Raw genomic sequence first — 23,464 nt, 5'->3', positions numbered from 1 at the left:
CCGCCGGCGTCAGCGGCCCTGGTAGCGCGGCGTGCGCTTCTCGAGGAAGGCGCGCATGCCCTCCTTCTGGTCCTCGGTCGCGAACAGCCGCTCGAAGTAGCGGCGCTCCAGCGCCAGGGCGCTGTCCATCGGCTGGTCGGCGCCCAGGCGCACCGCCTCGCGGATCGCCTGCACCGCCAGCGGCGGCATGCCGGCGATCTGCGTGGCCACGTCCACGGCCTGGGCCAGGGCCTCGCCCGGGGGCACCAGCCGGCTCACCAGGTTGGCGGCGTAGGCCTCGCGCGCGGGGACCCTCTCGCCGGTGAGGCTCCACAGCAGGGCCTTGTAGCGACCCGCGTTGCGCAGCAGGCGCTGGGTGCCGCCCGCGCCCGGCATGATGCCGACCCGGATCTCGGGCTGGCCGAACTTCGCGTCCTCGGCGGCGATGACGATGTCGCAGGCCAGCGCCAGCTCGCAGCCGCCGCCCAGCGCATAGCCCTCCACCGCGGCGATCACCGGCTTGGCAAGCTGCCGCACCACGTGGAAGACGCGGTCGGTGTCCAGGCGCACGTGGTCGACGGGCGTCATGTCCGCCATCTCGGCGATGTCGGTGCCCGCGACGAAGTAGCCGCCGCTGCCCGTGAGGACCACCGCGGCGACCTGCGGGTCCTGCTCCATCGCGCGCAGGGCGTCCACCAGTTCCTGCTTGACCTGCAGGTTCAGGGCGTTGCGGCGCTCGGGGCGTTCGATGCGCACGATGCCCACGGCACCCTGGCGCTCGCTGCGCACCACGCGCGGGGAGGCGGTGGATTCACTCATGAGGGCTTCCTTGCGTCGGGGGCTGCCCCGGCTTGGCGTTGCGGCCAGACCGAGGCGCGGCGGCGCTTCTCGCCCCCGGGGCGGGTTCAGCCATCGACCGGCTCCGTCGCCCGGAACGAGGGGCGCTCGCACAGGCGGGCATGCCAGGCCGCGAGGCGCGGCGCCAGGCTGCGCCAGCCGAGCGTGTCGAAGCGGTAGTCGAGGTAGCCCAGGGCGCAGCCCAGGGTGAGGGTGCCGATGGACAGCGGCGCCGCCTCGAGCGCCGGCACTTCGGATTCGAGCAGCGCGAGGCTGCTGCGCGTCTTCAACTCGAAAGCCTCCAGCAGCGCGGGCAGGGCCGCGGTGCGCTCGCGTTCGTTGCGCCACAGGATCAGGGCGTCGAGCAGGCCGTCGCCGAAGGCGTGCCAGCGCAGGGCCTGCCAGCGCGCCTCGCCCTCGGTGGGGAACAGGTCGCCGCCGCCGCGCGTGTTGAGGTATTCGCAGATCACCACCGAGTCGAACAGCACCGAGCCGTCCTCGCGCACCAGGGTCGGGATCTTGGACAGCGGGTTCACCGCCATGATCGCCGGGTTGGGCTTGAGCATCGCGGCGACGGAGCGCACCAGTTCCAGCTGCGGAACCAGGCCCAGCTCGTGGGCGACGACCATCACCTTGCGCACATAGGGCGACTTGGGGGACCAGTGCAGGGTCAGCGGGGCGGCCATCAGATCACTCCTTGCGCGCGCAGCCGCGCGACATCGTCCGGCGCGTAGCCGATCTGCGCCAGGATGTCGGCGCTGTGCTGTCCCAGCAGCGGGGGAGCGTCACGCAGGGGCAGCGGCGCGCCGTCGAAGCGCATGGGGCTGGCCACCTGCGGCACGTCGACGCCGCAGGGGTGCGGCGAATGCTGCAGCATGCCGCGGGCCTGGACCTGCGGGTCCTCGAACACCTCGGGCACGGTATTGATCGGGCCGCAGGGCACGCCGGCGGCGTCGAGGTCGGCGATCAGGCCGGCGCGCTGGCGGGCGGCGAAGCGCTCGCGCAGCATGGCCGAGAGTTCGCCGATGTTGCGAACGCGCTGGGCATTCGTGGCGAAGCGCGGGTCCACGGCCCAGGCGGGCTCGCCCATCACCTCGCACAGCTTGGCGAACTGGCCGTCGTTGCCGACCACGAGGATCAGGTCGCCGTCGGCGCAGGCGTAGACGTCCTGGGGCTGGATGTTGGGGTGGGCGTTGCCATTGCGCGCCGGCACCTTGCCCGAGACCAGGTAGTTCATCGCCTGGTTGGCGAGCGTGGCCACCTGCACGTCGAGCATGGCGATGTCGATGCTGCCGCCCTCGCCGGTCTGGTCGCGGCGCGATAGCGCCGCCAGCACCGAGACCGCGGTGTACATGCCCGTCATCAGGTCGACGATGGGCACGCCCACCTTCTGCGGGCCGCCGCCGGGGCGGCCGTCCTTCTCGCCGGTGACGCTCATGAGGCCGCCCATGGCCTGGATCAGGAAGTCGTAGGCGGGCTGGTCGCGGCGCGGGCCGGTCTGGCCGAAGCCGGTGACAGAGCAGTAGATCAGGCGCGGATTCACCTTGCGCAGCGAGGCCTCGTCCAGGCCGTAGCGCGCCAGCGTGCCGGCCTTGTAGTTCTCCAGCACGATGTCGGCCCAGGCCGCCAGCTCGCGCACGATCTTCTGGCCCTCGGGCTTTTCCAGGCTCACGGTGATGGAGCGCTTGCCCCGGTTCACGGCGAGGTAGTAGCCGGCTTCCTTCGTGTCCTGCCCGGTGGCGTCCTTCAGGAAGGGCGGGCCCCAGCTGCGGGTGTCGTCGCCGGCGCCGGGGCGCTCGACCTTGATCACCTCGGCGCCGAGGTCGGCCAGGATCTGGCCGGCCCAGGGGGCGGCCAGGATGCGACTGAGGTCCAGCACCTTGACGTGCGACAGCGGACCGTTGCGTTCGTTCATGAGAGGTCTCCGCGCCTGGGGCTCAGCGGCCGGTGAACACCGGCGCGCGCTTCTCGGCGAAGGCGCGCTGGGCCTCCTTCGCGTCGTCGGTCCTGGCGATCTGCGCGGTCATGTCCTGCTCGTAGCGGTAGCCGTCACGCAGGCTCATGTCCTCGATCACGTTGAGCGTGTGCTTGCCCATGCGGGTCGACACCGGGCTCTTGGCGGCGATGGTGCGGGCGATGGCCAGGGCGGTGGGCATCAGCTCCTCGTGCGGCACGCAGGCCTCGACGATGCCCAGGCGATACAGCTCGGCGCCGTCCACCCGCATCCCGGTCAGCGCCATGCGGCGCAGGCGGGAGTGGCCGAACAGGCGCATGGCGTGGCTGCAGCCCCCGAGCAGGCCCACGTCCACCTCGGGCAGGCCCAGCGTGGCCTTCTCGGAGGCGACCAGGATGTCGCTGGAGGCGGCCATCGCCAGGCCCGAGCCGAGCGCGGCGCCGTTGAGGGCGCACACCACCGGCTTGGCGCATTCGCGGATCGCGTGGAAGCACTCGCGCGTGCGGCGCGAGTGGGCCGGCAGGTCGCCCGGGCCCTTGATCACGGAGGCGCGGCCCTTGAGGTCGGCGCCGGCGCAGAACACTTTGCCCGCGCCGGTGAGGACCACGGCGCGCACCTCGTCCATCTCGGAGATGCGGTCCAGGGCCAGGGTGAGTTCGTCGTTCAGCGTGCGGGTCAGGGCGTTGACCGGCGGGGCGTTGAGCGTGAGGGTGGCGACGAAGCCGTCGAGTTCGTAGCCGAGTTGGGTGAGGTCGTTCATGTCGGGGGGCAGTCAGTCGGGTCAGTCGAGCTTGGCGCCGGAGAAACGGATCACTTTTTTCCATTTCTCCGATTCGCTGCGGATGGTGGCGGCCATCTCCGCGGGCGTGCCGCCCTGCGGGATCACGCCCATGCCGGCGAACTGCTCGCGCAGCTCGGGCGACTGCAGGACGGCGTTGATCTCGCGGTTCAAGCGGTCGATCACGGCCTGCGGCGTACGCGCGGGCACCGAGATGTAGTTCACCGGCGCGGCGTCGAAGCCCTTGAGGGTTTCGGCAATGGTGGGTACCGACGGCAGCAGCGCCGAGCGCTCGGGCGTGGCCACGCCCAGGGGGCGCAGCGCGCCGGAGTCGATCAGGGGCTTGTAGGCGGGGATGCTGTCGATCGCCATCTGCACCTGGCCGGAGACCAGGTCGGCCAGCGCGGCGCTGGTGCCGCGGTAGGGGATGTGGACGATGAACACGCCCGCCGACTGCTTGAACAGCTCGCCCGCGAGGTGGCTGCTCGCGCCGTTGCCGGCGCTGGCGTAGTTCACGCGGCCCGGGCGCTCCTTCGCGTACTGCACGAGCTCCTGCACGGTCTTCACCGGCAGGTCGCGCGGCACCACGAGCACGTTGGGCACCACCGCCACGCGCGAGACGGGCACCAGGTCCTTCTCGGGGTCGTAGGGCAGCTTCGCCTGCAGGTGCGGGTTCGTCATCTGCGGGCCGGGCGTGGTGTACAGGATGGTGTAGCCGTCCGGCGCCGACTTGGCGACCAGGTCGGCGCCGAGCGTGGCGCCGCCGCCGGGCTTGTTGTCGATCACCACCGGCTGGCCCAGGCGCTTGCCCAGGGGGGTGGCGATGGCCCGCGCGACGAGGTCCGCCCCGCCGCCCGCGGCGAAGGGCACGACCATGCGGATCGAGCGGGTGGGATAGTCCTGGGCCGCTGCAGCGGCGACGACGAGGCCTGCGATCAGGCCGGCGAAGAGTGGCTTGTACATCGGGGGTCCGGGGTCAGGTGCGGAAGGTGACGCCGCAGCCGGGGCCGGGCGGCAGGTGGATCTGGCCGGCCTCGACCGGCAGCGGGGTGAACGGGTCGTCCTGCAGGTGCAGGTGCTCCGACAGCTCGCAGGCATGGGGCAGGCGCCGGATCACGCTGGCGGCCTGCAGGCTCATGGACTGCAGCAGCGCGGGGCCGAAGGCGGCGCCCACGCGGCACCCCACCTCGCCGGCCTCGCAGAGGCGCACGGCCTGCAGGAAGCGGCGCAGGCCGCCGAGGTTGGTGACCTTGAGGTTGATCACGTCGACCGCGCGCTCGGACACCAGGCGGAACACGTCGCGGACGGTCTGCGCGCTCTCGTCGGCCTCGATGGCCACCGGCAGCGTGCGTGTCAGCAGGGCCAGGCCGGCCACGTCGGCTGCCGGCACCGGCTGCTCGATCAGCGAGATGCCGTGGCGCTCCATGCGGCCGAAGGCGGCGATCAGCTGCTTGGCGTTGTACGACTGGTTCGGGTCCAGCGTGAGGGCCACGCCGTCGCCGGCGGCCGCCCGCACCGCGGCGACGCGGCGGATGTCGGTCTCGGTGTCGCCGGACAGCTTGAGCTTCAGCTGGCGGTAGCCCTCGGCCACGAGGCCGGCGGCCTTCTCCGCCATCTCCTCGGGCGACTTGATCGGCAGGATGCGCGAGAGCGGCACCGCGTCCCGCAGCTTGCCTCCGAGCAGCACGTGCACCGGCACCCCCAGCCGGCGCGCCAGCAGGTCGTGCAGGGCCATGTCGATGGCGGCCTTGGCGGTGGGCTGGTAGGCCAGCGCGGCGTCGATGTCCTCGAGGATGCCGGCGAGGTCGTCCACCGGGCGGCCGACCAGGCGCGGCGCCAGGAAGGCCAGCGCCGCCTCGGCGCCGGCGCCATGCGTGGAGATCGCCGGGATGGCGTGGCAGTAGCCCAGGCCCTCGTGGCCGTCGTCGTCACGCAGGCGCAGCACCCAGCCCTCCAGCCGCGGCACCTGGGCGCGCGCGAACTTCCATTGCGGGTCGGCCAGGCCCTGGGTGCAGGGCTCGATCAGGAAGGAGGCGATCTTCACCGCGCGCTCACTCCAGGGTGATCTTGGCCTTGGCGATGATGTTCTTCCACTTGTCCGACTCGGCCTGCATCACCTGCTGGTACTCGGCGCCGGTGGAGGTGGAAGGCAGGGCCCCTTGCTGCGCGAACAGCTGGCGCATGTCCGGCGCGTTCACCGCGGCGACGGCGGCCTCGCGCAGCCTGGCGGCGATCGGCGCCGGCAGCGCCTTGGGCGCGATCAGGCCGTAGGTGGTCTCCATCACCACCCCGGGCAGGCCGGCCTCGGCGGTGGTCGGCACGCCGGGCAGCTGCGGCGCGCGGGCGGTGCCGGCCACGGCCAGCACCTTCAGCGCGCCGCTGGCCACGTGCGGCAGCACGGGCAGCAGGTCGACCATGGCCGCATTCACCTCCCCGGCCAGCAGGGCGGTGATGGCCGGCGCCGCGCCCTTGTAGGGGATGTGGAGCACGCTGACCTTCGCCTGGTCCTTGAAGATCTCCATGCCGATGTGGGGCGTGGTGCCCGGGCCCGCCGAGCTGTAGGTCAGCTTGCCGGGCTCGGACCGGGCCATCTTCACCAGGGCGTCCACCGAGTCGATGCCGCCTTTGGTGTTGACGACCAGCACGCTGGGGATCTTGGCCACCAGGGTCAGGAACTGGATGTCGTCCAGGCTGTAGGCCGTGCGGGTCAGGTTCGGCATGCCGGCCAGCGGGCCGGGCGCCACCAGGGCGAAGGTGTAGCCGTCGGGCGCCGACTTCACCGTGGCGTCCACGCCGAGCGCGCCGCCGGCGCCGGCCCGGTTGTCCACCACCACCGACTGGCCCAGGCTGGCCGACATCTTCGTGGCCAGCTGGCGGGCGATCGCGTCGGTCGGGCCGCCGGGGGCGTAGGGCACGACCAGCTTGATCGGGCGGGTGGGCCAGGCCTGGGGTTGCGCGAGCGCGGACGGCGCGACGGCCAGCAGGGCGCCAGCAACAGGCAGCGCGAGGGTGGCGGCGAGCAGGCCGCGGCGGGGCATGGGCATGGGGATGTCTCCTTGGAATTCGGATAGTCGCCGGCCAGTCTAGGGCGCGGGACCGGGGCGCGTCCCTGCGGAATGTGCAAGGCTGCTTTGCAGGATCGTGCCCTGACGGGGGCTTCCCCCCTGGCTAGAGTCGGTGCCCATGCACGTTCCCGCCCCGTCCCCCGCCGACCCGGCGGCTGCCCGCCGGCGCGTGGCCGTCACGCTCGCCTCCGCCTCCATCGACGTGATCGTCGAGGGTACCGGCCCGGCCGTCGTGCTGCTGCCGTCCTCCCTGCGGGACTCGCAGGACTTCGACGACCTGGCCGCCCGGATCGCCCGCGAGGGCCTGCAGGTGCTGCGGCCGCAACCCCGCGGCATGGGCCGCAGCAGCCCGCCGCCGGCGGGCATGACGCTGGAGACCCTGGCGGACGACGTGGCGGGCGTGATCGCGCAGCTGGCGGCCGGGCCCGCCGTGGTGGTCGGCCATGCCTACGGCCACTGGGTCGCCCGGATGACGGACCTGCGCCACCCGCAACGCGTGCGCGGCGTGGTGGTGCTCGGCGCCGCCGCGCGCCAGTTCCCGCCGGGGATGGCGGACGCCCTGGCGATCGCCAGCGACCCGCAGCGCACCGACGAAGCGCGCCTCGAGGCCCTGCGCGTGTGCATGTTCGCCCCGGGCAACGACCCCTCTGCCTGGCTGGCGGGCTGGCACCCGCAGTGGCGGGCCGCCTACCGAGAAGCGTCGCAGCACCCGCCGCGCGAGGCCTGGTACGGGCAGGCCCATGCGCCCCTCCTCGACCTCCAGGGCGCGCAGGACGCCTGGCGTCCCCCGGCCACGCGCGGGGAGTTGCGCGACGCGCTGGGCGAGAAGGTGACGGTCAAGGTCATCGAGCGGGCGGGGCATGCGCTGGTGCCGGAGCAGCCCGAAGCGGTGGCCCGCGCCATCGTCGACTGGGTGCGGGGGCTGGACCGGGTTCGATAATCCGCCCATGCACAAGGCCCGCGCCACCGAATTCGAACTGGACATCACGTCCGACCTGCAGAAGTGGCGCTCGTTCATCGCCATCGGCGAACTGGGCAGCCTCACGCGCGCCGCGCTGTTCCTGGACAGCAACCAGTCGTTCCTCAGTCGCCAGGTCAACGCGCTCGAGCGTGAATGCGGCGCGCGCCTGTTCAACCGCACCGGCCGCGGCGTGGAGCTGTCCGAGGCCGGGCAGCGCCTGTTCCCCCGGGTGAAGGCGCTGCTGGAGCAGGCCCAGGCCCTGGAGCGCGACATCCGCGCCGACCTGCGCGAGCCGGTGGGCTCCGTGACCCTGGGCAGCCTGCCCTCCATCGGCACCATCCTCACCGGCCGCCTGTTCGCCGAGGTGCGAGCCCAGCTGCCGGGCGTGAACCTGCGCGTGCTGGAGGGCTCCAGCGGCCAGGTCGAGGAGTGGCTGAACGAGGCCCGCGTGGACATCGCCATCCTGTATCGCTACTCGGCCACCCTCCCCGAAGGCGAGGAGACGCTGGCCACGGTGGACAGTTACCTGATCGGCCACCGCGGCGACCGCATCACCGCGGACGGCCAGGTGACCTTCGCCAGGCTCGACGGCCTGCCCTTCATCCTGCCCGGCGCGCCCAATGGCCTGCGCACAGCGCTCGATGCCGGCGCGCGCCAGGCGCGCATCACCCTCGCGCCGGTGATCGAGGCTGACTCCCTGCCGCTGCAGAAGCAGCTCACGGCACAGGAACACCTCTACACCGTGCTGCCGCTGCACGCCGTGTGGCAGGAGGTGCAGGCCGGCACGCTGCAGGCCGCGCGCATCGTGGAGCCGCCGTTCCAGCGGACCGTGGCTCTGGCCTTCGCCAAGGCCAAGGGCCCGTCGCGCGCGGTCACCGCGGTGACCGACCTGCTCGTGCGCATCGTCGGCGAAATGGCCGCGCAGGGCATGTGGCGCTCGTAGCGATTCGCTGACAGGCCCCAGGGAACCAGCGGGCCGCGGTTTTCACAACCACCGCTGTTCGGGGCGTTCCTCGCCCCGGGAGATTCCCCCATGCAACTTTCGCAGGTCATTGCGCACCTGGGCGCCGTGCTGCGCCAGCCCCAGCTCGCGGCGGACGAAGGCGGCGCCTGCGCCTTTCGCGCCGGCGGCGTCGACATCCGGCTCGAGCCGCGCCCGCAGCCCGAGGCGGCCTTCGTGATGCGCGCCTTCCTCGGCGACATCGACGTACCCGATTTCGCCCCCCTGCTCGAGCGCCTCCTGCGCGCCGACTTCTTCGCCGGCGGCGTCGGCGGCCCGGCCCTGGGCCTCGATGCGCAGTCGGGACTGTTCCTGACCCAGCACTTCGAGGAGGGCCGCCAGTCCCTGGTCTCGATCGAGGCCTGGCTGGCCCGCTTCATCGCGCATGCGCGGGTGTGCCAGGGCCTGCTGGTGCAGGCCCGCGCCGCCAGTGCCGCGCCCGCCGGGGTGCCGGCATGACGCCCCAGGCCGTCGCGGACCTGCTGCAGTCCGTCTTCGGCTGCGCCTGCGGGGCGCTCGGCGACGGCGCGCCCTTCGCCCTGCGCTCCCCGGAGGGCGAAGTGATCGAGCTGCGCTATGTCGCGGACCTGCCCGCGCTGTGCGCGGCGATTGCGCTCGGCCGGCTGGATGAGGCCCACCGCGAGGAGGCCCTGGTGCGGCTGCTCCGCACCAACCTCCACCTGGCCCATGCCGGCGGGCCCCATGGCGCGCTGGCCCCTCAGGGCGCGCAGGTCCACCTGTGCTGGACCCTGCCGCTCGATGGCGGCGATACGGCGCGGCTGGCCGAGCGCCTGCGCCGCCTCGTGGCCGCTGCCTCGCCCATGCGCGCGGCGCTGGTCGCGGACCACGTGCTGTGCGAGCCGTGACCCATCTTCTGACTTCAGGAGAACCCCATGCCCCAAACCATCACGGCGCCGGACGGCGTCGCCTCCTCCCCGCCGCCTGCACCCAGGCGACAGGCCTGGGATGCCGACCCGCAGAAGCCGGTCGACATGCCCGCCCACACGCCGCCCGCCGACCTGGCCGGTCATGAGCCGTCGCAACCCGTCGTGGCGACACCGCCACGCCAGCCGGTCGAGCGCGTACCCGCACCCGCACGGGAGTCGATGGACGAGGTCTGCCGGACCCGCCCGTCCTGCCCGCTCCAGGTGACCTGCGAGCCGATCGGCACCGAGTGTGAGGCCTGCGCCGATTGCTGCGCCGATTGCTGCGCCGATTGCTGCGCCTGTGTCGGCGTTTCCCTGCTGGCCATCTCGGTGGGGGAGTGGGTCTGCGGGTGCTCCGTGGCGACGGCCGAAGGGATGGCCATCGCCGGCGGATCGACCGTGGGCGCGTCGTTCCTGGCGCACGCGTTGAAGGACTGTGCCTACGTTCCCTGCTGCAGCTGGGCGTGAGCCGTCGTTTCGCCCCGGACGGAACCCGCGGCAGCCTGGCTGCACTCAGGCGGTCGTTGTCCGGCGGCCCGCCGGTCCCGGAGCAAGCCCCATGCAATTGATCGACATCGTCCGCGGCCTGGCCCAGGCCCTGCACCTGCCCGAGCTGCGGCCCGCTGCCGACGGCTCCTGCGCCTTCCGCGTGCATGGCATCCCGGTGCTGCTGCTGCCGCGGCCCGAGGGCGAGCAGGCCTTCGTCGCGCGGGCCCGCCTGGGCAGTCTCCACGGAGCCGACGCCGCTTCGCTGCTGCCGCAATTGATGGTGGCGAACTTCTTCGCCGACGGTGTCGGCGGCGCCGCGCTCTCGCTCGATGCGCGCGGTGATGTCTACCTGACCCAGCACTTCCCCGAAGCCTGCGCCGGCTTTGCGCACGTGCTGGCCAGCCTCGAGCGCTTCGCGGCGCAGGCGCGCCGCTGCCGCGACCTGCTGCCCGCCCCGGCCAGCCACCCCCTCCTTGAAGGACATGCCTGATGACCCTGCTTCACGCTTCCCTCGCCCATGCGTTCGCCGATTACGTGCGCCTGCCCGTCGACCAGGTCGAGGATGGCCGTGCCCGGAGTGTCACGCTCGAGGGCGGCCTCGCCCTCGAGTTCATCTGGGTGGCCGAGGTCCCAGCGCTGTGCCTGGCGATGGCGGTGGGCCAGATCCTGCGCGCCTCCCAGGACGAATGCCTTGCCGGCGCGTTGGCTTCCAACCTCTACCTCGCCGACGTCGGCGCGCCGCACTACGCGCTGAGTCCGCAGCAGGACACGCTGTACCTGTGCCAGACGCTTTCCGGTGACCCGTTCGACGCGTCGCAGGTGGGCCCCGCCGTCGACCGCCTCGCTGAACTGGCGCGACAGGCCCGAGCAGGTCTGCTCGAGCGCCAGTCGATCGCCTGATCGCCCTGCACCGTTTCCCCTTCCACTTCCAAAGGTCCACACATGTTCCCCTCCCCGTTATCGAATTCGAGTACCAGCAACCAGAGCCTGGCGGCTTCGGATTTCGAAGTGCGCCCTGCACCCGAGAAGCCGCAAGCGGAATCTCCCGCCCTGGCGCAAGCCGGCGGCCAGAAGCCCGCGGCCATGTCGATGGTCCAGGACGCGGCGCCGGCGCGTGCCGAGGACCGGGTGCCGCCGGATCCCGTGCCGGCCACCGCCAGCCAGGCGGAGGGCGACACCCGCTGCGGCGAATACCTGGAGTGGTGCGGGCTGGCGACGCCGAACTGCGTGGGTGCGGCCGGCACGATTGCCTTCTTCGCGTCATCGCCCCTGCTGGGTTGCCAGATCTGCGGCTACGGGCTCCTGGCTGGAGGGGGCCTGAGCACCCTGGTCGGGGGTCACGACACCGTGCGGGGCCCGCAGGCGCAATGCATGCCGGACGTGCGTGGGCGCATCCAGACCACGGCCGGTATGAGCGAGGCCGGCCTGGGCCTGGTCGCCCTCGGCATCGTGGGCGAGCTGGGCGCGGCGAGTTCCTCCATCCTCCCGATCGCAGCCGGAGGGACCCTCATTTGCGCCGGGTTGACCGTCGGCCAGATGTGCTGCGAGGCGTGACGCGCCTGGCAGCTTCTGCGGCCGTTCCAGATTTCAGAAGGGTATTTCCATGCTGACGCTATCCGCTTCGTCCCCCGCCGTGACCGGTTCCACCCTTTCACGGTCCGACTTCGAGACGGCCCCCGCCCACCTGCCGCCGGCCGAGGGCTCCGCGCTGGACCTGCTGCGTGACAAGGCGCCCGTGACCCTGTCGATGGCCGCTGACGTCGGCCCGGCGCGCACCGGTGACGCGGTCCAGCCCGATCCCGCGGCGCCGCGCGACGGGGGCGGCGTGCCGGGCCGGTATCGCGAGTTCCTGAACAAGATCTGCATCGGGATGGCCCCGGCTTCCATGGGTGTTGGGCTCCTGGCCTCCTTCGCGTCGCCCCCGCTCGGTTGCCAGATCTGCGGCTACGGGTTGCTCGCAGGGAGTGGCCTGGGCCTGGTGCTCGACTTCGACGAGGAATGCCGGGCGCCAGGCGTCCAGCGCATGCTGGCCGGCGAGCCTTCCGGGGTCACCACGGCGGGCCTCCTGACCGAGGCCAGCCTCGGCCTGACCGGGCTCGGGCTGGCGACGGCGGCGGCTGGGGGGCCGGTGACTTGGCCGCTGTACGTCGGGGGGTGGGGGGCGGGCGCGTTCGGGTGTGCCACTTTTGTCGCCAAGTGCTGCGGAGACTGACCTCCGCGGCGAACGCCTTACTCGCGCCGCACTCGGCCCGTGGCCGGCGCAGCGAGGCCGGGGTGTTCGGTGATGTAGTGCACCAGGGCGTCCAGATCGAGCTCTCCGCCGACCACCTCGCGCCCGCGGGCTTTCGCGCCGCCGCCGTCGCCACCCTCGGCGAGGTAACTGTTCATCGCCACACGAAGGACCTGGTGTGGCGCCACCGGTGAGCCGTCGAGGGTCATCCGCGTGACGCGGTCCCCCGGCCGCCGCTGCGGGTCCCACCCATAACCGAAGCCCGCCGACGGATACAGCACGCGCGGCGAGGGGCCGGCGAGTTGCCGCTCCAGCAGCGACTTGAGCTGCGCCCCCGTGAAGGTCTGCACCACCAGGGTATTGCCAAAGGGCTGGGCGCGGAACAACTGCCCGTAGGTCACGGGTCCGCCGCCCGGCGGCACCACCAGGTCCGCGCGGACGCCGCCCGGGTTCGTGAGCGCCAGTTGCGCCCCGCCCCGCTCGGGCGCGCGCGTGGCCGCGAGATGGGCGTCGGCGATGAGGTTGCCCAGGGGGCTGTCGCCGTCCGGGCCCGGCGTGCGCGTGACGGGGCCGGCGAGCCGTCCCACGGGCCGCTCGGCCAGCGGCGCGGCGGCCGCGGCGTAGCGGGCCACCAGGCGGTCGACTTCCGCATGGCGCTCGAAACGCGGTACCCGCGCCGTGGGCTCCACCCGCCGCCCGTTCGCGGCGATGAATCCCTCTGCGCCCTGAACGACGAGGTTGCGGGCGTTGCGCGCGACCACGCGGCGAGCGTGCGGGTCGATGGTGAGGTCGATGTCGGTGAGCAGCGTGCCGTACTGGCCGGCGCTCGTGAGCAGGAAGGGGCGTGACGGGTCGACCTGCGCGTGGTCACAGAGGTAGGCGCGGTGGGTGTGGCCCGAGACCACCACGTCGATGCCCGGGTCCAGGCGCCGCAGGATCGGCACGATCTCGCCGGACAGGCCGTCGCAGCGCGCCTCGTAGAGCGTGGCGCCCGGCACCTCGCCCCCCTGGTGCAGCAGCACCACGATCGCGGACACGCCTTGCGCCCTGAGCCGCGGCACCAGTGCGTTGGCGGTCGCGGCCTCGTCGGCGAAGCGCAGGCCGGCGACGCCCGAGGGCGCGACCATGGCGGGCGTGTTGCGCAGGGTCATGCCGATGAAGCCCACCTTCACCACCTGCCCGTCGACGCGGAATTCCTTGATGCCGGTGGCGGGCAGCAGCGTGGTGCCGTCACGCCGGTGCACGTTGGCCGCCAGGAAGCCGAAGCGCGCGCCGGGGAAGGGCCTGTCCAGCTGGCACGGCTCCCAGCGCGTGAAGCGCTCGCAGCCGCCGTGCTGCAGGCGCAGCAGCTCCTGCCAGCCCTTGTCGAACTCGTGGTTGCCGACGGCGTTGAAGTCCACCCGCATCGCGTTGGCCGCGAGGATGGTGGGCTCGTCGAGGAACAGGGCCGACACCAGCGGGCTGGCGCCCACCATGTCGCCGGCCGAGACCACCGCGTGGTGCGGGTTCTGCGCGCGCAGGTGGTCGATGGCGCTGGCCAGATAGGCCGCGCCGCCGGCGGGCACCGGCACCGTGCCCCCCGGGCCTCGCACGTTCACCGCCAGGCCGGGCGGCTCCAGGTGGCCGTGGAAGTCGTTGAACGCGATGATCTTCACGCGCACCGCGGCGCCCGCCGGCGCCGGGGGCGACGCCCGCACCGCCGCCGACGGTGCGGCGCGCGAAGCGCCTTCCTCGGGGCCCGCGCAGCCCGAGAACAGCGCCGCCGCCAGGGCCGCAGCCGCGAGCAGCAGGCGGGGCGTGCGTGCCGGCATGACGCTGCGGGTGGCCGCTGTCAGGCCTGCAGGTGCTTGCCCACCAGGCCCGCGATCTCGAACATCGTCACCTGCGGCTTGCCGAAGACGGCGGCCAGCTTGGCGTCGGCGTTGACCTTGCGCTTGTCCTGGGCGTCCTGCAGGCCGTGGGCCTTGATGTAGTCCCACAGCTTCTTGACCACCTCGGTGCGGGCCACCGGCTCGGCGCCCACCACCGCCGCCAGCTCGGCGCTCGGCGTGAGGCCGGCGGCCGCCTTGCGCGGGGCCTTGGCCTTGGGCGCGGCGGTCTTCGTCGCTGCGGCCTTCTTCGCGGCCGGCGCCTTCTTGGCCGCCGCCGCCTTTTTCGCCGGCGCGGCGCGGCCCGCAGCGGTCTTGCGCGGCGGGTACTTGCTTTCGCGCTGCTCGAACTCGAAGTTCACCTTGCCGGCCTCGGCGTCCCAGACCAGGAAGGCCTTGAAGGCGCGCCGCGTGCGCGAGGAGACGAACTTGTCCAGCAGGTCGGTCTTGCCGCCGGCCAGGAGCTTCTCCATCTGTGCGCGCTCGATCGGCTGCTGCAGGATGATCTGGCCGCTCTTGAAGTCGCACGAGGGCGAGGCCTGAGCGGGCGTGGGCACGCTCTTCTCGCAGACGTAGTTCTTGCCGAACTCGAACACGCGCGCGCCGCACTTCGGGCAAGGGCCCAGGGGCTGCTGCGCGGAGAAGTCGACCAGCTCGCCGGTCTCGGCCGGGTCGGCCTCGTCGCCGAAGTCGAACTCGAGCTTCCAGTTCCTGTCGTCGTCGCTGTACTTCAGCGCGATCTCGGCGACGAAGGGCCAGCCCGCCTTGGAGCGGAAGCCTTCGAGCGGCCCGATCTTCTTGTCACGCAGGAACTGCTCGACTTCGTCCGGCTCGAAGGCGCGGCCGGCGGGCATCTTGGTGAAGGAGAAGCCGCAGGCATCGTCACCCGCGCCGCTCTTGCCGGCGCAGGTGTAGCGGCGGTAGTTCTCCTTGACGATTCCGCCGCAGTTGGGGCACGGCGTCTTCAGCGTGGCGTAGTCGCCCGGCACGGTGTCGCGGTCGTACTCCTTGGCCTTCTTCACGATGCGCTGCGTCATCTCGGCGATCTGCTGCATGAACGCATCGCGCGAGAGCTGGCCCTTTTCCATCTGCGCCAGCTTGTATTCCCACTCGCCGGTGAGTTCGGGGCGCGAGAGTTCCTCCACGCCCAGGCCGCGCAGCAGCGTCATCAGCTGGAAGGCCTTGGCGGTGGGAATCAGCTCGCGGCCCTCGCGCAGGATGTACTTCTCGTTGATCAGGCCTTCGATGATGGCCGCGCGCGTGGCCGGCGTGCCCAGGCCCTTCTCCTGCATGGCCTCGCGCAGCTCGTCGTCGTCGATGGTCTTGCCTGCGCCTTCCATGGCGCCCAGCAGCGTGGCTTCGGAGTAGCGCGCCGGCGGGCGGGTCTTCAGGCCCTTGGCCTCGGCCTCGGCGGTCAGCACCTGCTCGCCCGGCTTCACCGCGGCCAGCATCTTGCTGTTCTCGTCGCCCTCCTGGTCGGCCTCCTTGCCCCAGATGGCCTGCCAGCCCGGCTTGACCAGCACCTTGCCCACGCTCCTGAAGCTGTGGCCCGCGGCCACGCTGATGCGGGTGGTGACGAGGAATTCCGCGCTGGGGAAGAAGACCGAGAGGAAGCGCTTGACCACCAGGTCGTACAGCTTCTGTTCGGCCTCCGACAGGCCGCTGGGCGCCTGCAGTGTCGGGATGATGGCGAAGTGGTCCGAGACCTTCTTGTTGTCGAAGATGCGCTTGTTCGGCTTGACGTAGCCCTTGTCTGCGGCCTCCTTCGCGAAGGGCGCGAGGTGGCGCATGCCGCTGGTGGCGAGCATCCCCATCGTGTCCCTCACGGTGTTCACGTAGTCCTCGGGCAGGTGGCGCGAGTCGGTACGCGGGTAGGTCAGGGCCTTGTGGCGCTCGTACAGGCTCTGGGCCAGGGCCAGCGTGGTCTTGGCCGAGAAGCCGAAGCGGCCGTTGGCCTCGCGCTGCAGCGAGGTCAGGTCGAACAGGCCGGGCGAGGCCTCGGTCTTGGGCGTGGACTCCTCGGTGACGCTGGCCTTCTGCCCGCGCACCGCGTCGGCGATGGCCTGCGCGTCGCGCGCGGACCAGAGGCGGTCGGCCTTGAGCTCGGCGTCCTCCTCGTTCTTCTTCCACTTGGGGTCGAACCACTTGCCGGCGTAGGGGCCGGCGGCGGCCTCGAAGGTGGCGTGGATTTCCCAGTAGTCGCGGCTGACGAACTTGCGGATCTGCTCCTCGCGCTCGACCACCACCGCCAGGGTGGGGGTCTGCACCCGGCCCACGGTGGTGAGGAAGAAGCCGCCGTCGCGCGAGTTGAAGGCGGTCATGGCGCGCGTGCCGTTGATGCCCACCAGCCAGTCGGCCTCGGAGCGCGAGCGCGCGGCGTCGGCCAGGCCGGCCATCTGCTTGTCGGTGCGCAGGTGCTCGAAGCCGTCGCGGATCGCCTGCGGCGTCATCGACTGCAGCCACAGGCGCTGCACCGGCTTGCCCAGGGGCTTGCTGCCGCCGGCGTACTGCTCGATCAGGCGGAAGATCAGTTCACCTTCGCGGCCCGCGTCACAGGCGTTGATCAGGGCGGTGACGTCCTTGCGCTTGGCGAGCTTGACCACCGCGCTGAGGCGGCCCTTGGTCTTGTCGACCGGCTTGAGGTCGAAGAAGGGCGGGATCACCGGCAGGTGGGCGAAGCTCCACTTGCCGCGCTTGACGTCGAACTGCTCGGGCGCCTGGATCTCGACCAGGTGGCCCACCGCGCTGGTGACCACATAGCGCTCGCTCTCGAAATATTCGTCGTGCTTGTCGAATTTGCCTGCGACCGGCGTGAGGGCGCGGACGATGTCCTGCGCCACGGACGGCTTCTCGGCGATGACCAGTATCTTGCTCATGTCTGTATTCGGCTGCAGCGGCAGGCATCGGGGCCTGCGGGCTGCGGGTTGTTCCTACAATCGGCCCTCACGCGCGTGCGCGCACGCGCATGTGTGCATGTAATCAACTTAACAGAGTTTCCAGCGATGGCAGCCAAAGAGCGGGCACCCCAGGCCAAGGCCTCCACCACGCCGGCGCGATTCTCGGGCCGGAAAATCCAGGCCCGCAAGTCCGGCGTCCACGGCCGCGGCGTGTTCGCCGTGCAGGACATTGCCGAGGGCGAGACCCTCATCGAGTACGTGGGCGAGATCATCACCTGGAAGGAGGCGCTGCGCCGCCATCCCCACGACCCGAAGGACCCGAACCACACCTTCTATTTCCACATCGACGACGGCCGCGTCATCGATGCCAAGCACGGCGGCAACTCCTCGCGCTGGATCAACCACTCCTGCGACCCGAACTGCGAGGCCGACGAGGTCGACGGCCGCGTCTTCATCAAGGCCCTGCGCAACATCCGCGCCGGCGAGGAGCTCAATTACGACTACGGCCTCGTCATCGATGAGCCCTACACGAAGAAGCTCAAGGCCGACTACCCCTGCTGGTGCGGTTCGAAGAACTGCCGCGGCACCCTGCTGGCCCCCAAGGGCCGCCGCTGAATGCACGGCGCGGCTGAAGCGGTCTGGGAGGCGGTGGCGCCGCTGCTGCCCGGGTTCTCCGTCGAGGTCCTGCCCGAGGTCGACTCGACCAACACCGAGCTGATGCGCCGCGCCCGCGCCGGCCGGGTCGAGCCGGTGCTGCTGGCGGCGCTGCAGCAGACGGCCGGCCGCGGCCGCCTGGGCCGGCCGTGGGCCAGCGCGGTGGGCGACTCCCTCACCTTCTCGCTGGGCCTGCCGCTGTCGCCGGCGGACTGGTCCGGCCTGTCGCTGGCCGTGGGCGTGGCGGTGGCCGAGGCGCTGCACCCGCGGGTGCAGCTGAAGTGGCCCAACGACCTGTGGGTCGACGGGCGCAAGCTCGGCGGCATCCTGGTCGAGACCGCGAGCTTCGCCGGCGGCGCCGGGGCGCCGCGCTACGCCGTGATCGGTATCGGCATCAACATCGCGCCGCGCGAGGCCGACGGCCTGTCCACGCCCCCCGCCGCCTTGCGCGAGTTGTGGCCCGAGGCCGAGGCCGGCGCAGCGCTGGCACGCATCGCCGGTCCCCTGGTGGCGGCGCTGCAGGCGTTCGAGCGCTTCGGCTTCGCGGCCTTCCAGGCCCGCTTCGACGCGCGCGACCTGCTGCGTGACCGGCCCGTGACCCTGAGCGACGGCACCGCCGGCACGGCCCATGGCGTGAGCGAGTCGGGGGCGCTGCTGGTGCATACTGGCTCGGGCATGCAGGCCGTCACCAGCGCCGAGGTGAGCGTGCGGCCCGCGGCCTGAATCCCAGCCCATGTTGCGCCTGACCGTCGTGATCCTGCTGCTCGCCAACCTCGGCGTCCTGGCCTGGACGCAGGGGCTGCTGCGCCCCTGGGGCCTGGGCCCCGTGCAGCAGGCCGAGCCGCACCGCCTGGCGCAGCAGCTGCGGCCCGAGGCCATGGTGATCGTGCGCGGCGAGGAGGCCCAGCGGCTGGTGGCCGAGGCCGCGAACGCCCGCCCCCCCGAGTGCCTGGCCACGCCGCCCCTGCCCGAGGCCGTGGCGTCCGCAGTGCGCCGCCCGTTGGCAGCCTGGCCCGCCGGCAGCTGGAGCCTGGAGCCGGCCAGCGACCCGGGCCGATGGATCCTCTACATGGGCAAGTTCGCCGGCCCCGAGATGCTCGCCAAGAAGAAGGCCGAACTGCGCGCGCGCGGCGTCTCCTTCGAGCCCCTGGCCAATGCCGCCCTGGAGCCCGGGCTCTCGCTGGGCGGCTTCACCTCGCAGGCCGCGGCCACCGAGCAGCTCGCCGCGCTCATGGCCAAGGGCGTGCGCACCGCGCGCGTGATCCAGGAGCGGCCGGAGGCGCGCGGCGTGACGCTGAAGCTGCCGGCCGTGGACGAGGCCCAGCGGGGCCGGCTCGAGGACCTGCGCGCGGTGCTCGGGGGCCAGCCGTTGCAGCCCTGTCGCTGAAAGGCGGCGCGGTCAGGCCACCAGGTCGCCCGCGCCCGAGGGGATCCAGTCCTTCAGCTGGAAGCGCAGGCTGATGCGCGTGCCCGGCAGCGGCGCGCCCGGGTGGACCGCCTCCACCTGCACCTGCGCGTGGTGCTGGCGCGCGATCTCACGCACGATCGACAGGCCCAGGCCCGAGCCGTCGACGTTGGTGCCCAGGACCCGGTAGAAGGGCTGGAAGACCAGTTCGCGCTCGGCTTCGGGGATGCCCGGGCCGGTGTCCTCCACCTGCAGCACCAGCACCTGGCCGAACGGGTCGGCCAACACGCGGGCGGTGACCACCCCGGGGTGCTCGGCGCTGGAAGGCGTGTAGTTCAGGGCGTTGTCCACCATGTTGCGGATCGCCTCGGACAGCAGGGTGCGGTTGCCCTCGAGCGTGGTGCCGGCCGTCTCGGGCGTGGCGCCTTCGTAGCCGAGGTCGATGTGCTTGTCCATCGCCTTGGGCAGGAAGTCGCTGACCACCTCCATCGCCAGCTCGGCGAGGTTGCAGGACTGCACGCCCAGCGGGCGTCCCGTGCCCTCGGCGCGGGCCAGCGACAGCAGCTGGTTGACGGTGTGCGTGGCGCGGATGCTGGAGCGCCCGATCTGCTTGAGGGACTGGCGCAGCGCCTCGGCATTCGTCTCCTCGCGCTGGGCGAGGTCGGCCTGCATGCGCAGGCCCGCCAGCGGCGTCTTGAGCTGGTGCGCGGCGTCGGCGAGGAAGCGCTTCTGCGTGGCGATGGAATCCTTCAGCCGCGTGAGCAGGTCGTTGACCGACTGCACCAGGGGCGCCACCTCGAGCGGCACGGCCTTGTCGTCGAGCGGGGAGAGGTCGTCGGGCTTGCGCGCGCGGATCCGCTCCTCGAGCTGCGACAGCGGCTTGATGCCGCGCACCAGCGCCAGCCACACCAGCAGCACCGCCAGCGGCAGGATCGCGAACTGCGGCAGCATCACGCCCTTGATGATCTCGGTGGCCAGCACGGAGCGCTTCTCGCGCGTCTCGGCCACCTGCACCTGCACCAGCACCTCGCCCCCGGGCGCGGCCAGGCGCACCCAGGTGTAGGCCACGCGCACCTCGAGGCCGCGCATCTCGTCGTCACGCAGCCGCACCTCGCCCGGGGCGGGCTTCTCGTCGTCCGGCGGCGGGGGCAGGTCGCGGTCGCCACTGAGCAGGTCGCCGCGGCCCGCGGCCACCTGGTAGTAGACCTGGTCGGCATCGTCGGCCCGCAGGATCTCGCGCGCCGGCTGCGGCAGGTTGAAGCTGGGGCGGTGGCTGGCGTTGAGGGTGACCAGCTGGGCCAGCGCCTGGACGTTGTACTCGAGGGCCCGGTCGAAGGGCTTGCCGGCGATGCTCTGGGCCACCAGCCAGGTCAGCGCGAGGCTCACCGGCCACAGCAGCAGCAGCGGGGTCAGCATCCAGTCGAGGATTTCTCCGAACAGCGAGCGCTGCTCGCGCTGGAAGATGCGCATGGACGCCGGCGGTGCCTCGTCAGCCCGGGATCTTCTCGAGGCAGTAGCCCAGGCCGCGCACGGTGGCGATGCGGATCGGGCCCTTCTCGATCTTCTTGCGCAGCCGGTGGATGTAGACCTCGATCGCGTTGTTCGAGACCTCCTCGCCCCACTCGCACAGGCGCTCGACGAGCTGGTCCTTGCTCACGAGGCGGCCGGCCCGCTGCAGCAGCACCTCCAGCAGGCCCAGTTCGCGGGCGGAGAGTTCGACCATCTTGCCGTCGATGGTGGCCACCCGGCCGGCCTGGTCGTAGACCAGCGGGCCGTGCTTGATGGTGCTGCTGGTGCCGCCCATGCCGCGGCGCGTGAGGGCGCGCACCCGCGCCTCCAGCTCCTGCAGCGAGAAGGGCTTGGCCATGTAGTCGTCGGCGCCGTAGTCCAGGCCCTTGACGCGCTCCTCCACGCTGTCGGCGGCGGTGAGGATCAGGACGGGGAGGCTGGAGCCGCGACCGCGCAGCTTCTTCAGGACTTCCAGGCCGTGCATGCGGGGCAGGCCCAGGTCGAGGATCAGGAGGTCGAACTCGTTGTTCGTCATCAGGGCGGCGTCGGCCTCGGTGCCGCTGGCCACGTGGTCGACCGCGGCGCCCGAGGCGCGCAGGCTGCGAAGCAGCCCGTCGGCCAGGACCTGGTCGTCTTCGGCGATGAGGATGCGCATGCCCGTCTCCTTCTCCGTTCGGTGTGCGCCGCTTGGGGCCTGCCTGTCTGGCGCAGGCGTGCGGCTGTTGGCGGATTCTAGGCGCTGTGACTCAGGCTGCCGGCCCGGCGTAGGCTTCGAGGCCCATCGCCACCACGGTGGCGATCTCCTCGCCCACCTCGGCGCGGAATTCGGCCTCGGCCTGGGCCACCGCGTCGCGGAAGGCGCGCAGCCAGGCCAGGCCGGTGGGCGTGAAGCGCACGCGCCGGGCCCGGGCGTCGGCGGGGTCGGGCTCGCGCACCACCAGGCCCCAGGCCTCGCACTGCGTGACCAGGTCGCCCATCGCCTGCTTGGTCATGCCGGCGCGCCGGGCCAGGTCGGTCAGGCGCGAGCCCTCCAGCGCGAGGTGGCGGGTGATGTGGACATGGGCCGCCGTGACCTGCGCGCGGGCGGCCAGGTTGGACAGGGCCAGGGGCACGTCCACGTCGTGCGCCATGAGGTGCAGGACGCGCTCGTCGAACCGGCGCATCGCATGCCCCAGCAGCCGGCCCAGGTGCGACAGGCGCCAGCCGTCGTCGAGGAACGGGTCAGTCATCGCCAGATGGTAAGGCAAACTGACCAAAAAACGGGTTTACTGGTTTGAACAGGCGGGTACAGTACTGGCCATGCATCCAGCCTGTGGTTAAAGACACTGGATGCCCGGTTCCACAAGTCATTGATCCACAAGGAGATTTCCATGGACGCACAAGTCAAGGGCAGCAAGGTTGCCGGCGCCGCGGGCGCGGACAGCGAGAAGGCCAAGGCCCTGCAGGCCGCGCTGGCCCAGATCGAGAAGCAGTTCGGCAAGGGCACGATCATGCGCCTGGGCGAGGGCGAGCAGATCGAGGACATCCAGGTCGTCTCCACCGGCTCCCTGGGCCTGGATATCGCGCTGGGCGTGGGCGGCCTGCCCCGTGGCCGCGTGATCGAGATCTACGGCCCGGAATCGTCCGGCAAGACCACCCTGACCCTGCAGGTCATCGCCAACATGCAGAAGCAGGGCGGCACCTGCGCCTTCGTCGACGCCGAGCACGCGCTGGACGTGCAGTACGCCAGCAAGCTGGGCGTGAACCTGCCCGACCTGCTGATCTCCCAGCCCGACACCGGCGAGCAGGCGCTCGAGATCGTCGACAGCCTGGTGCGCTCCGGCGCGGTGGACCTGATCGTCATCGACTCGGTCGCGGCCCTGGTGCCCAAGGCCGAAATCGAGGGCGAGATGGGTGACTCGCTGCCCGGCCTGCAGGCCCGCCTCATGAGCCAGGCCCTGCGCAAATTGACCGCCACCATCAAGAAGACCAACTGCACGGTCATCTTCATCAACCAGATCCGCATGAAGATCGGCGTGATGTTCGGCTCGCCCGAGACCACCACCGGCGGCAACGCGCTGAAGTTCTACGCCTCGGTGCGCCTGGACATCCGCCGCACCGGCACCATCAAGAAGGGCGAGGAGGCCATCGGCAACGAGACCAAGGTCAAGGTGGTGAAGAACAAGGTCTCGCCCCCCTTCAAGACCGCGGAGTTCGACATCCTGTTCGGCGAGGGCATCAGCCGCGAGGGCGAGATCATCGACATGGGCGTGAACGCGCGCATCCTCGAGAAGTCCGGCGCCTGGTACGCCTACAACGGCGAGAAGATCGGCCAGGGCCGTGACAACGCCCGCGAGTTCCTGCGCGAGAACCCCGAGCTGGCCCGCGAGGTCGAGAACAAGGTGCGCGAGTCGCTGGGCATCCCGCTGCTGCCGGCCGGCATCGGCCAGGACGAGGCCGAATAAGGCATGCCCGCAGGCCAGCTCTCGCTGAAGGGGCGGGCCCTGCGCCTGCTCTCGATGCGGGAGCACTCGCGCCTGGAGCTCGAACGCAAGCTCGCCGGCCACGAGCAGGAGCCCGGCGAGCTGGCCCGCGCGCTCGACGAGCTCCAGGCCAAGGGGTTCATCAGCGAGGAGCGCGTGGTGGAGTCGGTGCTGCACCGCCGTGCCGCCCGCCTGGGCGCGGGGCGCATCCGCCAGGAGCTGCAGGCCAAGGGGCTGGAGGGCGAGCTCGTCGCCCAGGCGATGGAGCAGCTCAAGGCCACCGAGCTCGAGCGCGCGCGCGAGGTCTGGCGCCGCAAGTTCGACCAGCCGCCGCAGGACGCGGTGCAGCGCGCGAAGCAATCGCGCTTCCTCGCCGCGCGCGGGTTCGGTGGCGAGGTGATCCGCAAGGTGCTCGCCGGCGGCGCCGGCGAGGAGGACTGAGCGAGGGAC

Annotated in this window: 25 protein-coding genes and 1 pseudogene; 14 read left to right on the top strand and 12 right to left on the bottom strand. The window is 71.8% G+C overall.

Annotated elements, in window-relative coordinates; translation table 11 throughout:
• Window positions 1-9 precede the first annotated feature (9 nt).
• The 7 genes from ACFQZY_RS10580 to ACFQZY_RS10550 all read right to left on the bottom strand — a co-directional run bounded on the left by ACFQZY_RS10580 (window position 10) and on the right by ACFQZY_RS10550 (window position 6,592).
• Window positions 10-798 carry an enoyl-CoA hydratase-related protein gene (locus tag ACFQZY_RS10580; protein WP_377415595.1) on the bottom strand — a complete coding sequence of 263 codons (789 nt, stop codon included), beginning with the start codon at window positions 796-798 and terminating at the stop codon, window positions 10-12.
• A gap of 86 nt (window positions 799-884) precedes the next feature.
• Window positions 885-1,502 (bottom strand): glutathione S-transferase family protein, encoded by a 618-nt coding sequence (locus ACFQZY_RS10575; RefSeq protein WP_377415594.1) that lies wholly within the window; start codon window positions 1,500-1,502, stop codon window positions 885-887.
• Entirely contained in the window at window positions 1,502-2,731 is a 1,230-nt protein-coding gene (locus ACFQZY_RS10570; protein ID WP_377415593.1) for a CaiB/BaiF CoA transferase family protein, read from the bottom strand. Before ACFQZY_RS10570 ends, ACFQZY_RS10575 begins: the two co-directional genes overlap by 1 nt.
• Window positions 2,732-2,753: 22 nt before the next feature.
• The gene (locus ACFQZY_RS10565; RefSeq protein WP_377415592.1) at window positions 2,754-3,530 is read right to left on the bottom strand and encodes an enoyl-CoA hydratase/isomerase family protein; all 777 of its coding nucleotides are present in this window, start codon (window positions 3,528-3,530) and stop codon (window positions 2,754-2,756) included.
• A gap of 21 nt (window positions 3,531-3,551) precedes the next feature.
• Window positions 3,552-4,511: a Bug family tripartite tricarboxylate transporter substrate binding protein gene (locus ACFQZY_RS10560; RefSeq protein WP_377415591.1), complete on the bottom strand. Its 960-nt coding sequence runs from the start codon at window positions 4,509-4,511 to the stop codon at window positions 3,552-3,554.
• A 13-nt stretch (window positions 4,512-4,524) separates the two neighbouring features.
• Window positions 4,525-5,592, bottom strand: coding sequence for a mandelate racemase/muconate lactonizing enzyme family protein (locus ACFQZY_RS10555; RefSeq protein WP_377415590.1), 1,068 nt, complete (start codon window positions 5,590-5,592; stop codon window positions 4,525-4,527).
• A 7-nt stretch (window positions 5,593-5,599) separates the two neighbouring features.
• Complete coding sequence (locus tag ACFQZY_RS10550) at window positions 5,600-6,592, bottom strand: Bug family tripartite tricarboxylate transporter substrate binding protein (protein WP_377415589.1); 993 nt, start codon at window positions 6,590-6,592, stop codon at window positions 5,600-5,602.
• 139 nt (window positions 6,593-6,731) lie between these two features.
• Between ACFQZY_RS10550 and ACFQZY_RS10545 the strand changes: the two genes are divergently transcribed.
• From ACFQZY_RS10545 to ACFQZY_RS10505, 9 genes are all read left to right on the top strand, one after another.
• A complete protein-coding gene (locus tag ACFQZY_RS10545) occupies window positions 6,732-7,553 on the top strand; it encodes an alpha/beta fold hydrolase (protein WP_377415588.1) in 822 nt (273 codons plus the stop codon).
• A gap of 7 nt (window positions 7,554-7,560) precedes the next feature.
• Window positions 7,561-8,517 carry a LysR family transcriptional regulator gene (locus ACFQZY_RS10540; RefSeq protein ID WP_377415587.1) on the top strand — a complete coding sequence of 319 codons (957 nt, stop codon included), beginning with the start codon at window positions 7,561-7,563 and terminating at the stop codon, window positions 8,515-8,517.
• A gap of 90 nt (window positions 8,518-8,607) precedes the next feature.
• Window positions 8,608-9,033 (top strand): type III secretion system chaperone, encoded by a 426-nt coding sequence (locus ACFQZY_RS10535; protein WP_377415586.1) that lies wholly within the window; start codon window positions 8,608-8,610, stop codon window positions 9,031-9,033.
• Entirely contained in the window at window positions 9,030-9,440 is a 411-nt protein-coding gene (locus ACFQZY_RS10530) for a CesT family type III secretion system chaperone (RefSeq protein WP_377415585.1), read from the top strand. The genes ACFQZY_RS10535 and ACFQZY_RS10530 overlap by 4 nt, the downstream gene beginning before the upstream one ends.
• A 27-nt stretch (window positions 9,441-9,467) precedes the next feature.
• The gene (locus tag ACFQZY_RS10525) at window positions 9,468-9,968 is read left to right on the top strand and encodes a hypothetical protein (RefSeq protein WP_377415584.1); all 501 of its coding nucleotides are present in this window, start codon (window positions 9,468-9,470) and stop codon (window positions 9,966-9,968) included.
• Between the two features lie 91 nt (window positions 9,969-10,059).
• Window positions 10,060-10,479 (top strand): type III secretion system chaperone, encoded by a 420-nt coding sequence (locus ACFQZY_RS10520; protein ID WP_377415583.1) that lies wholly within the window; start codon window positions 10,060-10,062, stop codon window positions 10,477-10,479.
• Window positions 10,479-10,889 carry a hypothetical protein gene (locus ACFQZY_RS10515; RefSeq protein WP_377415582.1) on the top strand — a complete coding sequence of 137 codons (411 nt, stop codon included), beginning with the start codon at window positions 10,479-10,481 and terminating at the stop codon, window positions 10,887-10,889. The genes ACFQZY_RS10520 and ACFQZY_RS10515 overlap by 1 nt, the downstream gene beginning before the upstream one ends.
• Window positions 10,890-11,072: 183 nt before the next feature.
• Window positions 11,073-11,543: a hypothetical protein gene (locus ACFQZY_RS10510; protein WP_377415581.1), complete on the top strand. Its 471-nt coding sequence runs from the start codon at window positions 11,073-11,075 to the stop codon at window positions 11,541-11,543.
• Between the two features lie 49 nt (window positions 11,544-11,592).
• On the top strand, window positions 11,593-12,201 hold the full coding sequence (locus ACFQZY_RS10505; RefSeq protein WP_377415580.1) for a hypothetical protein: 609 nt from the start codon (window positions 11,593-11,595) through the stop codon (window positions 12,199-12,201).
• 17 nt (window positions 12,202-12,218) lie between these two features.
• Here ACFQZY_RS10505 and ACFQZY_RS10500 read toward each other — a convergent pair whose 3' ends face one another.
• Together ACFQZY_RS10500 and ACFQZY_RS10495 are read right to left on the bottom strand one after the other, a co-directional pair.
• Window positions 12,219-14,030: a bifunctional metallophosphatase/5'-nucleotidase gene (locus tag ACFQZY_RS10500; protein ID WP_377415579.1), complete on the bottom strand. Its 1,812-nt coding sequence runs from the start codon at window positions 14,028-14,030 to the stop codon at window positions 12,219-12,221.
• A 20-nt stretch (window positions 14,031-14,050) separates the two neighbouring features.
• Window positions 14,051-16,963 carry a DNA topoisomerase III gene (locus ACFQZY_RS10495; protein ID WP_377415578.1) on the bottom strand — a complete coding sequence of 971 codons (2,913 nt, stop codon included), beginning with the start codon at window positions 16,961-16,963 and terminating at the stop codon, window positions 14,051-14,053.
• Window positions 16,964-17,089: 126 nt separating this feature from the next.
• Between ACFQZY_RS10495 and ACFQZY_RS10490 the strand changes: the two are divergent.
• From ACFQZY_RS10490 to ACFQZY_RS10480, 3 genes and pseudogenes are all read left to right on the top strand, one after another.
• A pseudogene (locus tag ACFQZY_RS10490) lies at window positions 17,090-17,587 on the top strand (SET domain-containing protein); the annotation flags it as partial.
• 12 nt (window positions 17,588-17,599) lie between these two features.
• Complete coding sequence (locus ACFQZY_RS10485) at window positions 17,600-18,361, top strand: biotin--[acetyl-CoA-carboxylase] ligase (protein ID WP_377415577.1); 762 nt, start codon at window positions 17,600-17,602, stop codon at window positions 18,359-18,361.
• A 10-nt stretch (window positions 18,362-18,371) separates the two neighbouring features.
• Entirely contained in the window at window positions 18,372-19,025 is a 654-nt protein-coding gene (locus ACFQZY_RS10480) for an SPOR domain-containing protein (protein ID WP_377415576.1), read from the top strand.
• Between the two features lie 12 nt (window positions 19,026-19,037).
• Here ACFQZY_RS10480 and ACFQZY_RS10475 read toward each other — a convergent pair whose 3' ends face one another.
• The 3 genes from ACFQZY_RS10475 to ACFQZY_RS10465 form a co-directional block, all read right to left on the bottom strand.
• Entirely contained in the window at window positions 19,038-20,513 is a 1,476-nt protein-coding gene (locus ACFQZY_RS10475; RefSeq protein WP_377415575.1) for a sensor histidine kinase N-terminal domain-containing protein, read from the bottom strand.
• Window positions 20,514-20,532: 19 nt separating this feature from the next.
• Window positions 20,533-21,207 (bottom strand): response regulator, encoded by a 675-nt coding sequence (locus tag ACFQZY_RS10470; RefSeq protein WP_377415574.1) that lies wholly within the window; start codon window positions 21,205-21,207, stop codon window positions 20,533-20,535.
• Between the two features lie 91 nt (window positions 21,208-21,298).
• The gene (locus tag ACFQZY_RS10465; protein WP_377415573.1) at window positions 21,299-21,781 is read right to left on the bottom strand and encodes a MarR family winged helix-turn-helix transcriptional regulator; all 483 of its coding nucleotides are present in this window, start codon (window positions 21,779-21,781) and stop codon (window positions 21,299-21,301) included.
• Between the two features lie 141 nt (window positions 21,782-21,922).
• Between ACFQZY_RS10465 and recA the strand changes: the two genes are divergently transcribed.
• Entirely contained in the window at window positions 21,923-22,996 is a 1,074-nt protein-coding gene (gene recA / locus ACFQZY_RS10460) for a recombinase RecA (RefSeq protein ID WP_377415572.1), read from the top strand.
• Window positions 22,997-22,999: 3 nt separating this feature from the next.
• On the top strand, window positions 23,000-23,455 hold the full coding sequence (gene recX / locus ACFQZY_RS10455) for a recombination regulator RecX (RefSeq protein ID WP_377415571.1): 456 nt from the start codon (window positions 23,000-23,002) through the stop codon (window positions 23,453-23,455).
• Window positions 23,456-23,464: the final 9 nt, after the last annotated feature.

Source organism: Ramlibacter sp. GCM10027632 (assembly GCF_042675325.1).
In the GTDB taxonomy this organism is placed as follows: Bacteria; Pseudomonadota; Gammaproteobacteria; order Burkholderiales; family Burkholderiaceae_C; genus Ramlibacter.
The sequence above is the reverse complement of the archived record's forward strand: the minus strand, read 5'-3'. Positions and strand labels throughout refer to the sequence as shown.